The organism is bacterium (genome assembly GCA_024226335.1).
In the GTDB taxonomy this organism is placed as follows: domain Bacteria; phylum Myxococcota_A; class UBA9160; order SZUA-336; family SZUA-336; genus JAAELY01.
Window position 1 is genome coordinate 1 of record JAAELY010000227.1, and the last position, 14159, is coordinate 14159.

Annotated in this window: 15 protein-coding genes; 10 read left to right on the top strand and 5 right to left on the bottom strand. The window is 61.2% G+C overall.

Features of this window, described 5'->3' with window-relative positions:
* Nucleotides 1-165: 165 nt before the first annotated feature.
* Together GY725_10910 and GY725_10915 are read right to left on the bottom strand one after the other, a co-directional pair.
* Nucleotides 166-633, bottom strand: coding sequence for a hypothetical protein (locus GY725_10910; protein MCP4004696.1), 468 nt, complete (start codon nt 631-633; stop codon nt 166-168).
* A 52-nt stretch (nt 634-685) separates the two neighbouring features.
* On the bottom strand, nt 686-1561 hold the full coding sequence (locus tag GY725_10915; protein ID MCP4004697.1) for a PD-(D/E)XK nuclease family protein: 876 nt from the start codon (nt 1559-1561) through the stop codon (nt 686-688).
* Nucleotides 1562-1700: 139 nt separating this feature from the next.
* Here GY725_10915 and GY725_10920 point away from each other — a divergent pair, with 139 nt between their 5' ends.
* The 10 genes from GY725_10920 (at nt 1701) to GY725_10965 (ending at nt 10232) form a co-directional block, all read left to right on the top strand.
* On the top strand, nt 1701-2474 hold the full coding sequence (locus GY725_10920; GenBank protein ID MCP4004698.1) for a methyltransferase domain-containing protein: 774 nt from the start codon (nt 1701-1703) through the stop codon (nt 2472-2474).
* Nucleotides 2475-2499: 25 nt separating this feature from the next.
* On the top strand, nt 2500-3669 hold the full coding sequence (locus tag GY725_10925) for a glycosyltransferase (GenBank protein MCP4004699.1): 1170 nt from the start codon (nt 2500-2502) through the stop codon (nt 3667-3669).
* A 240-nt stretch (nt 3670-3909) separates the two neighbouring features.
* Nucleotides 3910-5190, top strand: a complete 1281-nt coding sequence (locus tag GY725_10930; protein MCP4004700.1) for a DEAD/DEAH box helicase — start codon at nt 3910-3912, stop codon at nt 5188-5190.
* 154 nt (nt 5191-5344) lie between these two features.
* The gene (locus GY725_10935; protein MCP4004701.1) at nt 5345-5887 is read left to right on the top strand and encodes a hypothetical protein; all 543 of its coding nucleotides are present in this window, start codon (nt 5345-5347) and stop codon (nt 5885-5887) included.
* A gap of 37 nt (nt 5888-5924) precedes the next feature.
* On the top strand, nt 5925-6380 hold the full coding sequence (locus GY725_10940) for a VOC family protein (GenBank protein MCP4004702.1): 456 nt from the start codon (nt 5925-5927) through the stop codon (nt 6378-6380).
* Nucleotides 6381-6483: 103 nt separating this feature from the next.
* Nucleotides 6484-7032 (top strand): hypothetical protein, encoded by a 549-nt coding sequence (locus GY725_10945; protein ID MCP4004703.1) that lies wholly within the window; start codon nt 6484-6486, stop codon nt 7030-7032.
* A 132-nt stretch (nt 7033-7164) separates the two neighbouring features.
* Entirely contained in the window at nt 7165-7569 is a 405-nt protein-coding gene (locus GY725_10950; protein ID MCP4004704.1) for a hypothetical protein, read from the top strand.
* 53 nt (nt 7570-7622) lie between these two features.
* Nucleotides 7623-8420: an SDR family oxidoreductase gene (locus GY725_10955; GenBank protein MCP4004705.1), complete on the top strand. Its 798-nt coding sequence runs from the start codon at nt 7623-7625 to the stop codon at nt 8418-8420.
* Nucleotides 8421-8500: 80 nt separating this feature from the next.
* The gene (locus tag GY725_10960; protein MCP4004706.1) at nt 8501-9715 is read left to right on the top strand and encodes a glycosyltransferase family 2 protein; all 1215 of its coding nucleotides are present in this window, start codon (nt 8501-8503) and stop codon (nt 9713-9715) included.
* Between the two features lie 190 nt (nt 9716-9905).
* Entirely contained in the window at nt 9906-10232 is a 327-nt protein-coding gene (locus GY725_10965; protein MCP4004707.1) for a hypothetical protein, read from the top strand.
* On the opposite strand, the gene GY725_10970 is transcribed toward GY725_10965, so the two are convergent.
* The 3 genes from GY725_10970 to GY725_10980 form a co-directional block, all read right to left on the bottom strand.
* Entirely contained in the window at nt 10229-11131 is a 903-nt protein-coding gene (locus tag GY725_10970) for a glycyl-radical enzyme activating protein (GenBank protein ID MCP4004708.1), read from the bottom strand. The genes GY725_10965 and GY725_10970 overlap by 4 nt on opposite strands.
* Complete coding sequence (locus GY725_10975; protein ID MCP4004709.1) at nt 11128-13182, bottom strand: hypothetical protein; 2055 nt, start codon at nt 13180-13182, stop codon at nt 11128-11130. The genes GY725_10970 and GY725_10975 overlap by 4 nt, the downstream gene beginning before the upstream one ends.
* 342 nt (nt 13183-13524) lie before the next feature.
* Entirely contained in the window at nt 13525-13758 is a 234-nt protein-coding gene (locus GY725_10980; protein MCP4004710.1) for a ferredoxin, read from the bottom strand.
* Nucleotides 13759-14159 lie beyond the last annotated feature (401 nt).

Sequence of the window (14159 nt, forward strand, 5' to 3'; positions counted from 1 at the left end):
CTAGGGAACCTCTGCACAGGGAGGCTGCGGCTGCGAAGCGCGATGCATCCGCCTGCGCTGCGTCGCGCGACCCTCTGCAGATCTACGGATCTGCGATCGGATCACCCTTCTTGCTCAGGCGGCGACTCCCGCTTCTCGCTCGAATCCTCCCTGTGCAGAGATTCCCTAGCTGAAACGAATCTCCAAGTCCGAGCACACGAGTCTGCGCAGCTTCTCGCGGATGAACGCTCGGATTTCCTCGTTGGCGCTGCCCAGAAGGTGCAGATCGACCGTCAGCCCGTCGACCGAGATCAGGTCGACGTCGATGCCGAAGGCGAGCTTCGGCACCACACCGCTGTAGAGTGCAGCCTCGACCCGAGCCAGAGTCTCTGACTGGCACCACTGCAGGCTCAAGCGGCGCTCGGCTTCCGGGATCTCTTTGCCGGAAAACTCGGAGAGGATCTCGCGGATCTCGGGCTCACATCTCCCGCAGCCGGTCCCGGCGCGGGTCTCCGCCTGGATCTGGACGAAATCGAAGGAAGCCTGCGTCTCGACCGCGCTCGCGATGCGCAGGCTCGATACCCCTACGCAGCGACACACGAGGCGCGGGGGGCCACCGGGGGCACTGGGGTCAGAGGGCGAAAAGGGGGGCATTCATTCGACTTATCGGTCGATGCGCGCCGTAACGAGAGTCGCAAAGGAAAAATCAGTCGAGAAGTGAGAGTTGCCGCAGGCTGGCCTCGATCGTTTCGTTGACCGGCGTCTGAGCATCCAGGACCGTGGATGAGGAGGTCTCCTCACTCGGATCGCGTTTCTCGACTCCCCGGGCGTTTTCGCAGATCTGATTGTAGTCGCACCAGCGACACAGCTGGCTCGGCTGGGTCTTGAACTCGCTCTCCGCTTCGATCGAGTCGATCAACGCGACCGTATCCTGCTTCAGCGAAACGAGTTGTTCTGGAGTGCGCGACGAGCGGATCGTCTTGTTGAAGAACAGGTAATGCCAGACCAGTTCGACCTCCTGTACGTCGTCGTAGGTCTGCTCGAGCCCGATCTGGTACATCGCCAGCTGTCGGTCCGCGTCGAAGCGCGCCTGCTTGGGCAGGTAACCGCCGCTCTTGTAGTCGTGAATCTCGTAGTGTCCGGGGGCGCGTCGCACGATGCGGTCGACGATTCCCTGTGCCTGGTATCTACCGGTCTCGTCCAGGCTCAGCAGTAGCCTCTCCTCGATCGAGACGGTCTCTCCCTCCTCGAACGGATAGTTCGAACGGTAGTAGTTCTCCAGACAGCGCTCGCCGCGCTTCAGGTAGAACTCCGGTGGGTTCTCGCTGCGCACGATCTGGATCTGGTCGTGCCAGGCCAGCGCCCAGTCCTTGCGAAACCGATCCAGAACCTGCGCCAGACTCGGCGGACGGTTGTTGCGGGCAATGTGGTGGTACAGGCGCTCGAGAATCTCGTGCGCGCGCTTGCCCATGAACGCTTCCACGCCCTCGGTGTCGACCTTGATCTTGTCGACGTACCGATACTTGAACTGGCGTGGGCAGTTCTCGAAGCTCGAAAGTCGCGAGTGGCTGTAGACAGTCAAGAAATCCAGAAACAGCGCTTCGGCACCGCGTCGGTGTGGAGGTCCGAGCGCCTGATGGCAGGGGAGAGGCAGTATAGGGAATCGGGACGGGGTCCGTCGCAGCAGCGATTTGATGGGGTTTCCGGGTTAGGATGGGGTCATGAGCGAAGCTCATCTCGATCGGATCCGCGCGCAGTTCACGCGCACGGCGGATGTCTATTCCCGCATGCGCCAGACCCGCGACGAACGCGGGCTGGACGCCCTGGTCGCGCTTTCCGGAGCCGGTTCGGCGGACCGTGTTCTCGACGTGGCCTGCGGTCCGGGTTTTCTCACCATGGCTTTCGCGAAGAGCTGTGCCCAGGTCACCGGCTTCGATGCGACGGATGCGTTCATCGAACTGGCCCGGGCCGAGGCCCGGGACCGCGGCCTCGACAATCTGCACTTCGAGCACGGTGACGCGCAGCGCCTGCCTTTCGCAGAAGCATCTTTCGACGTGGTTTCCTGTCGCGCGGCGTTCCATCACTTTCCACACCCCGACCGCGTGCTCGCCGAGATGATCCGTGTCCTCGCGCCCGGAGGTCGCGTCCTCGTCGCCGATCTACTGGGCAGCGAAGACGTGCAGCGGGCGGAGGTCCACGATCGGATCGAGCAACTCTGCGATCCCACCCACGTCAGGGCTCTGCCAGCGTCGGAGTTCGCGCGACTCTTTGCCGAGGCCGACCTGACCACTGTCCGCGAACTGCCCTCCACGCTCGACTACGAGCTGGACGAGTGGATCGCCCACGGTGCACCGGAAGAGGCAGGGCGCAAAGAGATCGTTTCGCTGATGGAGTCGTGTCTTGAGAATGACCGGGCCGGACTCAACGTACGTCGCGAGGACGGACAGCTGAGCTTCAGTCACCGAGTTGCCTTGTTCGTGCTCGAACGGGCCTGACTCGCAACAATCGGGTCGAATGCGCGTGCGTGTCCTTTTCACATTCGTCGGCGGTCGCGGTCATTTCGAGCCGCTGCGCGCGATCGCATGCGCTGCAGAGGCGGCGGGCCACGACATCGCCTTTGGTTGCGCGCCGCGGATGGTTTCCACGGTCGAGGCTGCGGGATTTGAGGTCTTCGCCATGGGCACGGACTTGGGCGGTCCGCTGAAGCGGCTTCCGCTGCGTCCGTTCGACCGCGAACGGGAAGACCGGGATCTTCGCGAGCGCTTTGCCCGTCGCGCGGCCGGCTACCGTGTGCCGCTCACCGTCGAGTTGTGTCGGGAGTGGCAGCCCGATGTTCTGGTATGCGATGAGACGGACTTTGGAGCCATGGTGGCCGCCGAGTGTCTGGGGCTGGTCTTCGCGACGGTCCTGGTGATCGCCACTGGGTCCTTCGTGCGCGCCCAGGTGGTCGGTGTGCCACTCGACGAACTGCGCGCTGAACACGGCCTGCCTCCGGATCCCGAACTCGCGATGCTCGGCCGCTATCTCGTGCTCTCACCCTTCCCACCCGGCTATCGCGATCCCGCCTGTCCTCTACCGGTTACGGCGCACTCCATCCGGCCATCCAGGCCGGGACCGGTTACAGGCTCTGCACCGCAATCGTCATCGCTGCGACCCGGCGCGCCGACCGTCTATTTCACGCTGGGCACGGTTTTCAATACGGAATGCGGAGATCTGTTCGCCCGTGTGCTCGCCGGGCTGCGCGATCTGCCCATCAATCTGATCGCCACGCTGGGCCCAGGCATCGATGTCCAAGAGTTCGTTCCACAACCCGCCAATATCCGTATCGAGAACTACATCCCCCAATGGTCGCTTCTTCCCCATTGCGATCTGGTCGTTTGCCACGGCGGATCGGGGAGTGTGATGGGCGCGCTGGCTCACGGTCTGCCCTCGCTGCTGATCCCACTGGGCGCCGACCAGGCCGAGAATGCGGACCGCTGCGTCGGTCTGGGTGTTGGGCAGGTACTCGATGCGTTGCGGGTTACGCCCGAAAGCGTCCGTCTGGCGGTCGAGACGCTACTGGGCACTCCTTCCTATCGGCGGCGGGCCCAACGCCTGCGAGATGAGATCGCGGCTTTGCCGGGACCGGACTACGCGATCGGTCTGTTGGAGCGGCTGGCGCGCGAGAAACAGCCGATTCCAAGCACTTGAGTGGTGCGCCTGAGGTGTGATCTGCGTGCCCTGGGGTGGCGCCGATCGTCCGGACGGGCTAATCAGCTCCTTCAATCGGGTCCGAGCCCGAAAGCGGCGAACAACAGGATCTCGGGTTTTTCCCTCTGAGGTCGCGCCGCCAACGAATTCTTCTCGCCCTTCTCTGTTGTTTGGGCCAGAAACGTACAGCCGTACCGAACAGGCCCTGTCTGCGCGCGTGCGGCGGAGATCTAGTTCTAAATGTCAGTATCTGTATCCACTTCTTCGACCGGATTTCGCCAGTTTGGGCTCAACGAGGCCCTCGAGCGTGGCATCCGCGCAGCCGGTTTTGAAAATCCCCGGCCGATTCAGCTCGAGACCATTCCCGCCGGCCTGGATGGCCGCGATGTGCTCGGCCTCGCCCAGACCGGTACGGGCAAGACGGCGGCCTTTGCGCTGCCGCTGCTCGACCGGCTGCTCGAGATGCCTGGCAAAGGCCCTCGCGTGCTCGTGCTCGCTCCCACTCGGGAACTCGCCACCCAGATCGCGGAGGAGATCCGCACGCTTTCCAGATTCACTCGCTTGAAGATGGTCACCGTCTACGGTGGCGTCTCGATGCGCAATCAGGTCAATGTGCTGCGCCAGCGCCCGGAGATCGTGGTCGGTTGCCCGGGTCGCGTGCTCGACCTGCTCCAACAGGGCGTGCTTCGCCTCGATCGGGTCGAGACGCTGGTGCTCGACGAAGCCGATCACATGTTCGACATGGGCTTCCTGCCCGACATCCGAAAGATCCTCAAGGCGCTGCCGAAGCGTCGTCAGAATCTCTTGTTTTCGGCAACCATGCCGAGGGAGATTCGCAGACTGGCGGACGATCTGCTGAAAGACCCGCACGTGGTCGAACTGGCAGACAGCGCGCCGGCCTCGACTATCGATCACGCCCTGTATCATGTGCCAGAGGGGCGTAAGCGAGCTCTGCTCGAGCATGTGCTCGCCAGTGACGAGTGCGATTCGGCCATCGTCTTCATCCGCACGAAACACCGGGCTCGGCGTCTGGCCGAACAGTTGACCCGGGCCGGGCACAACGCCGTGGGGCTCCAGGGAAACCTGTCCCAGGCCCAACGGGATCGAGCTATGCGCGGCTTTCGCTCGCGTCGCTACGACATCCTGGTGGCCACCGACATCGCGGCACGCGGTATCGATGTGAGCGACGTTTCCCACGTAATCAACTTCGACGTGCCGAACACACCGGAGGCCTACACCCATCGCATCGGACGCACCGGTCGTGCGGAGCGCGAAGGTGTGGCCTGCACGTTCGTCACCAGCGGCGATCGCGCCTGGGTTCGCGCCACCGAACGCATGATCGGCTCAGCGATTCCGCGTCGGAAGGTCGAGGGTTTCGAGGCCGACGCCGAGGCTGAGGCCCTGGCTGGAGAGAAGTCTGAATCCCGGCGCGCTCCACGGTCTGCGCAATCCGGCGGAAGGAAGCGGAGCAGGCGAAGCAATTCAGCTAGCGGGGGTCGCGCTCGAAGGCGGTCCAGCTAGCGGGGTTTGTTTTCGACCGGGTCAGCTGTCTCGTCGATCCAATGAACTCGCCACGTCCTTGCCGCGACTCCACCGGCGGAGCGTAGGCTTCGATCGAGTTCGCTACTTTTTCCTCACGGAACCGGCGCATCCAGCGGCAGTTGGATGCGGGTTCGTGGGGGATCTCGCGATTCGCATTCACATCACCGGAAACGCCGGAGCGGGCAAGACGACGCTCGCCTCGAGTCTCGGCGAGGCGTTGGGTGTTCCCGTCTATTCCCTGGACCCGATCGTTTGGAGTTCGGGATGGAAAAAGACTCCGCCCGAACAGCGGCGGATCGCCGTGCGTGAACTCACCGAGAGGCCATCGTGGATCATCGAAGGAGTCTCCCCGACCGTCCGTCAGGCTTCGGATCTGATCCTTTTTCTCGATGTCCCTCGGTATATCTGTGCGGCGCGGAGGCTCAAGAGGAGCATTCGCTACTTCACCCGCACGCGACCGGGACTTCCGGAGAACTGTCCCGAGTACCAGATCATCCCGCGGCTTCTCCAGATCATCCGCAAGTTCCCGGCCAATGCGGGAAGAGCCATCCATCGGGAAGCTGAGCGGGACCCGATCCGCTACCGCATCATCCGGCATCCCGGTGAAGTCGGGTCGCATATCGCCGAGTTTCTTGACGCCAACCCGCGATCGGTAGCTGAGCCGAATTCTCGTTAGGCAAATCATCTGCCATTCTCATGACAGGAGCTCCGAAATGATTGCGGGAGCGCGCTACGTTCATACGAATCTGATCGCCCGCGACTGGCGCTCGCTCGTTCGCTTCTATCAAGACGCCTTCGGGTGCGTTCTCGTTCCGCCGGAACGTGACTATTCGGGGCCCGAGTTGGATGCGGGAACGGGTGTGCCCGGCGCCAGACTGCAAGGGGTGCACGTGCGCCTCCCGGGTTGCGGGGCCGACGGTCCGACGCTCGAAATCTACCAGTACTCCGAGCAGCAGGACTCGCTCGATTCGACCGTCAATCGGCCCGGATTTGCACATATTGCATTCTCGGTCGAAAACGTTCCGGATGCGCGCGCAGAGGTGCTGTCCCGCGGCGGGTCGGCGATCGCCGATGTCGTAACGCTCTCAACTTCGACCGGCGCGAGCGTTACCTGGTGCTACGTCACCGATCCCGAAGGAAATATCGTCGAACTCCAGTCGTGGTCGTAGCTTCTCAGTATCCACCCCAAACGAGCCGGACTGTTTGGCCGGTGCCTGAATCGGTTCGCGCGAGGGCATTTTGTCGGAAAGACCCATGGATAGGATGGGGACGATGGAGACTCCAGGCGGCGGTTGGCGAGAGTCTGAAGAGCTGGTTGCGTTGAAGCCGGAGCAGCGCTCCGACCTCGAGACGCGCGGGCTCGTCCGTCTGCCCGGCGCCGTCGATATCGATGCGGTGGCCGAATTACGCGCACGCATCTGGGAACTCGTCGCTGAACGAGAGGGACAGGATTCAACGACCCGAAGCCCGAGCGTCCGCATCTCGGCAGCGACGGTCAAATCGCTCAAGCGTGAGGGGCGATTCGAGTTGATCTTCAGTCCTGCGGTTCGATCCGTCGCAGACGAGTTGCTCGGTCCGGACCAGTGGTTCTATTCTCGCCCGAGTTCGACTCTTCTGATGACCTTGCCTGGATCGGAGACCTGGACCGTTCCTCACAAGCACTGGCATCTCGACTACCCGTGCCCGGGCGGCGTCGAATGCCTGCCCGGTGTGCAGGTCTTTCTCTTCCTGGACCGCGTCGAAGCGCGCGGTGGCGGCACGGTCGCGATAGCAGGCTCCCACCGTCTAGGGAACCTCTGCACAGGGAGGCTGCGGCTGTGAAGCGCGATGCATCCGCCTGCGCTGCGTCGCGCGACCCTCTGCAGATCTACGGATCTGCGATCGGATCACGCTTCTTGCTCAGGCGGCGACTCCCGCTTCTCGCTCGAATCCTCCCTGTGCAGAGATTCCCTAGTGGCGGAGATTCAGAAGAGCAACGGTCCGGAATTTTCGGGGGGCTCAGCCGAGGTGCGCGCTCGACTCCGCGATCGCGTGCCCTGGTTGCGCGCTCTCTGGACGCTTCGGACCGACGAAGATCGCGAGGTGCGCTTCATGGGCGAAGCCCAGATCGTCGACGGCGTTCCGCTGCAGATCGTCGAGATGATGAGGGAGCCGGGTGACGTGGTCTTTATGCACCCGTGGCTACTGCACACGATCGCGCCTAACTCTCGCGAACGTGCGCGGATCGTCCTGACCGATCGCCTCCACGCGTACGCACATCCGAATTCTGTGCCTTATCAGCACATCGAGAAATCTCGGACCGCTCGCCAGGCTTCAGATCGACAGACATTTTCAGCGGCGTCGGTCCGGACTTGGTAGGATGCCGGCCAGTCGGATCGGGAATCACCCCAGGGGAAGCGGAGGAAAGCCGAGTGAAAGATCTGTTTTCGATCGAAGGAAGGGTCGCCCTCGTCACAGGTGGTTCGCGTGGTATTGGCGAGATGATCGCCGCCGGATTCCTGGCCAGCGGTGCGAAGGTCTACATCAGTTCGCGCAAGGCCGATATCTGCAACGACACTGCGAAGCGACTCGCAGATGCGTACTCCGGAGAGTGCATATCGCTTCCCGCAGATCTCTCGAACCTCAGCGGCATCGAGGAAGTTTCTTCTGCTCTCGCCGAGCGGGAAACCCAGCTCGATATTCTGGTCAACAACGCAGGCGCTTCCTGGGGCGCTCCGATCGACGAATTCCCCGAGGTGGGCTGGGACAAGGTCATGGATACGAACGTCAAGGCGATCTTCTTCCTTACCCAGAAGCTGCTTCCGTTGCTTCGAAGTTCTGCGAACGCGGAGGATCCCGCCCGGGTCATCAATGTGGGATCGATCGACGGGATCAAGACTCCCATTTTCGACAACTTCTCCTACGGACCTTCAAAGGCCGCTGTTCACTACCTGACGCGTGTGTTGGCCGCGCACCTCGTGAAGGAGAACATCCTGGTCAACGCGATCGCACCCGGTCCGTTTCCGACCTGGATGCTTTCCACCGGAGTCGGCTTTGGCGGCAAGGTAGACGATCAGGACTGGGACTCGGTGGGCCGCGGCAATCCGCGCGGACGCGTTGGAACGATGGAAGACATCGCCGGAATCGCCATCTTCCTTTCCTCCCGCGCGGGCGCCTATACGGTGGGAGATACTATCACTTGTGATGGCGGATCGGTCGTGACGTCCTGAGCGTGCCATTTGCTAGAGAGTCCGCCCTCCGGTCGCAATCGGCTGAACTTCTCGTTGCGTTAGGCCGATGAAAATTCGCTATGGCCTACGTGTCCGTCGTGATTCCGGTATTCAACCGAGCCGAACTAACGCGCCAATGCCTCGATAGCATTCAGCGAATCGGGGCGAGCACGCCATTTGAAGTCATTGTCGTCGACAATGGCTCGACGGATGGTACTGCCGAAGTTCTGCGCAATCGTCCCGACTGGGTCCGCGTGTCTGTCAATTCGACGAATCAGGGCTTTGCGAGCGCCTGCAATCAAGGGGCGGAGATGGCAACCGGTGACCAACTCCTGTTTCTGAACAACGACACGCGGGCGTTGGACGACTGGCTCGATCCGCTCGTACGCGTCCTGGAATCCGAGCCCAGTGCGATGATCGTTGGGAGTCGTCTACTTTACGAAGATGGCACGATCCAGCATGCGGGTGTCGTGATGAGCAAGACTCTCCGCTCTCCGTATCACATCTACTGTGGCTCTTCCGGGAATCACCCCGTTGTCAATCGTTTCCGGGAGTTTCGCATGGTCACCGGCGCGTGCATGCTCGTGCGAAGGAGTGCCTTCGAGGATGCAGGTGGCTTTGACCTCGGATTCCGAAACGGCTTCGAGGATGTCGATCTCTGTCTCAAGATTCGCGCAGCCGGCGGTCGTGTGTTCTACGAACCCAAGAGCTGCCTCTATCACTATGAGAGCCAGACTCCGGGCCGGCACTCCGACGAAGCGGCAAACCTGGCTCTGCTTCTGGCTCGTTGGGGCGGTCCCGAATGGGCCGATGAGGATTTGTGTTTCTTCGAAGACGGAATGCGCTGCCATACGGTGCTGGACGACGGCAAGCTCGCTTTTCGAACGATTCGGATCGACACGCAAGAGGAGCACGACCGCTACGCTCAAGTGGCGCAAATCCAGGCGAGCTTGCATCTCTCCGGACGCGGAGCCGTCGAGGAATTTCTGGTGGACCCTGACGGTTGGCCACTGGAACCGGCGCCACTGGAGTGGGCCGAGCAACTCTGCAGAAGTCTGGGGCTCGAGGAGGCAGCAACCCGGTTCCAGCGCAAGGCCGAGCAGGCGGGTAGTGCTCCATACGGAGCGACGAGTCTGCCCTGGGTAAACCGGAGCCAGATCCGCGAACTCAGGTCACGTTCTTTCAGGCTGATCGAGAAGCGAGAGATTCCGAAGACCCCTTTCCGTCCCCCTGCGATGTCCTCGCGATTTCTGAAGACTTCCACTCCCGTGCAGTCCAATCGAGTTCATCGCTGATTGCGTGTACCATGGGCTTTCGATGCAAGTCAGAAGCCTCGTTACAGTCCTTGTCTCACTCGTTTGTTTTGGCTGCCCACTCGGCCTATCTGAACCGCTGAGTCCCGTTGGCAGTGAGCTGCTGGACGAACAACTCCTGGGACAGTGGGTTGCGATCCCGGTGGAAGGTGAGAAGCACGAGAACGGAAGAGTGTCCGTATTTCGCTTCGATTCTTCCGAGTACTACCTGGAATTCTCGGAGGAAGGAGCCGTGGAAGATCGCATGGCCGCCCATATCTCTGTGATTGCGGGCCAGAAGTTCCTCAATGTGCGCGATATCGAGGATCCGAACGGCTTGTACAATTTTGCGAGGTACACCGTGTCGGCCGATGGTGATCTGTCCTTCCAGTTCATCAAGGATGATCTGTTTCCCGATGGGCAGACTTCAGCGAAGGCGGTTCGCAAGCTGGTCGAAGATGATCCTCGATATCCGGGTCTCTTCGACCCGAATGCGATTCGCTTGCGAAGAGTGCGCTAGCCGTCGTTCCCGAGGACTTCGATTCCTCTTTCGCGAAAGCTGTTCTGCACTTCGGCCAGGCGCTCATCCGAGAGCCGGGCGAGCCCGAGCCGTGGCTGGGAACCTTCGATGATGTCGATCTTTGCCTCGCCCATGTTGTGATACGCGAGCAAGTGGATGCTCGGCTTCCCCATCTGCTGAAGCAGTCGAGCCACGGCGTCGATATTGTCCTCGGTGTCTGTGATTCCTGGAATCACCGGCATTCGAAACTCGATCGGGAGTTTTATTTCCGATAGTGCGATGGCATTGGCATGAACCGTTTCGAATCCCGGGCCGAGATGGTGCGCGTGTTGTTCCGGATCCAGGAGCTTCAGGTCGAAGTAGATCAGATCGAACTTTGGGAGAATGGATTTCCACCTCTCCAACGAGAACAGGCCTGCAGTTTCGATGTTCGTGTGGATCGATTCCGTGCTGCAGAGGTCGAGTACGCGTTCGATGAAGCTCGGGTAGAGCGTCGGCTCGCCTCCCGTGAAGGTGACTCCGCCCCCTGATCTTGCGAAATAGGGAAAATCGGCTCGCAGCTTCTCCATCAACTGGTCGGGAGTGTGTTGCTCTCCGATCAGTCGCAGCGCGCCGCTCGGACAGGCCTCGACGCAACTCCCGCAGAGCGTGCACTTCTGCTGATCGATTCGGAAACCATCGCGCTGGATCGCACCTTCCTCGCACGCGGCCTCGCATTCGAAGTGCTCGGCGCAACGGTCTCGATAGAAGGCTATGACCGCCGCGCGGTTCTGCGATTCCGGATTCTGGCACCAGGAGCAGTGCAGCGGGCAGCCTTTCAGGAAGACGAGGGAACGGATGCCCGGACCGTCGTGGAGGCTGAATCGCTGGATGTCGAAGATCGGAGCCGTGAAGCTCATCGCGCTCGCTGGCGAGTGCGATCGATCAATTCCTGTTGCATGGCCGGTGTCAGGTCGACGAAGTAGGCGCAGTACCCGGAGATTCGCACGAGCAGATTGCGATGGCTGTCGGGATCGCGCATGGCCTGCTCGAGTACGGCTGGATCCAGAACGTTGATCTGTACCTGCATCCCGCCTTGCGCGAAGTAACCGCGGAAAAGAGCTTCCAGAGTGGCACACCCTTCCGAACCGGAGACGGTCGCGGCATCGAACTTGATGTTCAAGTTGATGCCATTTCCGAAACGCGTGTGATCGAGTCGTGCTACCGAGTTGAGTGAGGCCGTGGGACCGAGCATGTCGGAACCATCGACCGGCGCCAGTCCGTCTGCGAGGGGTCGACCTGCGAGGCGCCCAGAAGGCATGGCAGCCATCCGCTGTCCGAAGCCCTGGTGGCAGGTCATCGAGTAGTAGCCGGGCATCCAGCGCCCGCCGCGCGTGTTGCTGTGTTGTGAGACACAGCGATCGAAGAGCAGGGCTACGCGGTTGGCCAGTTCATCGACTCGAGGATCGTCATTGCCGAACGCGGTGATCTTGCGAGCGCGGGCCAGCATCAGTTCCTGGTTCTTGAAATCCGTTGCGCAGGCGTTCGCAATCTCTTCCAGATTGTAAAGACCCTTCTTGAAAACCAGTTCGTCGATTACTGCCAGCGAGTTTGCCAGATCCGCGACACCCACGGCCTGGATCCCGGTCGCGTTGAACCATGCGCCTCCACGAGTCGAATCGATGGCATTCTCGATGCAACCGCCGATGGTCAGCGACGAGAAGGGCGTGGGATAGTATTCCGCACCGGCCCGCTCGATCGCGTCCAGTGAGGTCTTGAGCTGTCCGATTCGCTCCGAGGTCTGCGTTTCCAGTCTGTCCAGGAGTTCGTCCAGGCTGTGGATCTCCCGCAACCACGGTCGCTCGCGCCGGGAATCTTTCGCCAGCGGTTGTCCATTGCCGAATAACCACTCCATGGCGACGGCCAGGTTGAAAATCGCTGCGTCCGAAGACGTAAAGCTCTCACGAGAGAGCGCCGGTTCGACACAGCCTACCGTCGCGTAGTTCCAGACTTTCTCCGAGGCGTTTCCGCGCAAGACCATCGCCGGCATGATGACGTCGTCATTGTACAGCGCCGGCGATCCCCCTCCGCTCGAAATCACCTGGCTGACCCGCCGAACGAACTCGGGGCTCGACACATCCGCGATTCGCGCATGCCAGTTCGGTTGTCGGGTCTTGAAGCCCTCCATGACGTCGAGCAAAAGAAAGCTCAGCCTATTGGCTGCGTCGTTTCCCTCCGCATCCACGCCACCAATCGTCAGAGCCTGTCCACTGGGAAGCCCCGCGTAGTACTCGGTGGCGCGCCGCGAGAAGAGCGGAATCACTTCGGAGAGTTTGATGCAGAACGCAGCGAAGAGTTCTCGCACCTCGTCGTCGTTGATTTCTCCACGGCTGATCTGTTCGCGATAGAGTGGGTAGAGGTATTGCTCCATCCGTCCGAGGCTGATTCCCTGGTCGACAGACTCAATCTGGATAACCAGTTGAAAAAGCCAGATGAGTTGCAGGGCTTCGCGCAGGGTCTGCGGAGGATCGCGGGGGACTCGCTCCAGGACACGGACGAGGTCGTCTCTGCCGAGTCTCTCCGCTTCGGCACGATAGCGATCCGCGAAGCGCTCGACGCTGTCGAGGACCAGCAGGCTTGCCTCGAGATACTCCTTGCCATCGTGCGGAAGCTCGCCACGGGCCAGTCGTTCTTCGATTCTGGTCCGCAGGCCACGTGTGCCCAGCTGCACCAGAGAAGTGTAGTCGGGCAGGAAATGGGCGACTCCGGCTGCTTCATTGATTACGAAGTGAAGTGCGTTGAGTTGCTCCCCAGCGTATTTGAGCTTCTTGCGCAGTGAGAAGGCGCGCATCGGCAGGCTTCGATTGAGCCAGAAAGGGATGACCTTTCGCAGCAAGGTCCACTTCATACCCGGTGCGAGCGCCAGAGGATTGACGTCTCGCGTCTCGAAGCTCATGACGTCTTCGAGCATGGCGGTGCCGGCCTTCTCGGGCTGACAGATCGCGCCGATGCGATGCTCGGTCTGCGTTCCGACGATCAGTTCGTCGTCGTAGATACGGATGGAGCGTCGATCCAGATGATAGGCGAGACTCTCCGCGCTCTTGCGCAGCGCTGACGCGTCCGACGAAGCTACCTTCTTGTAGTACTCGGTGTAGTGCAGTGCGCGTTCGGCGCCGACCGCAGGTGTGCTTCCCAGGTGGTCAGCGTAGAGCTTTTCGATTCTCTTCGACGGTCGCCAGCCGGGTGCATCCGCAGCTGCGTTCGTGGGTGAGTCGCCAAGTGTCTGTCTCAGAACTTCGCCTCGCCTACCGCTCTACGCGGCACTTTCTTCAGGCTCGATCATCTTTGCTTTCAGACTGCCGGTCGGGCAATAGTCCACTGCATCGGTGGATCCTTCGATCTCTGCTTCCCCGGCGGGCTGCTTGACCACGACGGCGGTCGCCTTGTCTCTATCCGTGATGAGGTTTTCAGGGGCTCGAGCCTCGCAGAGGCCGCAGGAAATGCAGGAGGCCTCGTCGATTTCGAGGTGCATGGCCTTCTCGTTCAAGATCTACTTTCCCTCGTTCTTTCGCTGCGATGCTCATGCCCGCAGTAGCCACCAGACACGTTATCAAAGCGCGTGCGGGTTGGGGCGTCGTGATCGGGATTGCCAGGGCACATTTTCGCATTTTTCCCCTTGTCCCGGTATTCCGCAAAACTCGATCCTGACTGCGGATCCGGGCTGCCCTCTCCTTCAGTTGTGGTCCGAAGAATGTGCCTGGCACGGGGTGTGCGTAGTGACCGGGAATGCGCGAACTCCCGACCTGTCCAAAGCCGCCCTTCTGCCCCAACCCAGAGTGTGATTTCCACCGAACTTCGCAGGGTTGGAAGTTCATCAAGAAAGGCTTCTTCACTCGAGATGTGAATCCCAGGAGGATTCAGCGGTACAGGTGTCAACGCTGCAACCGC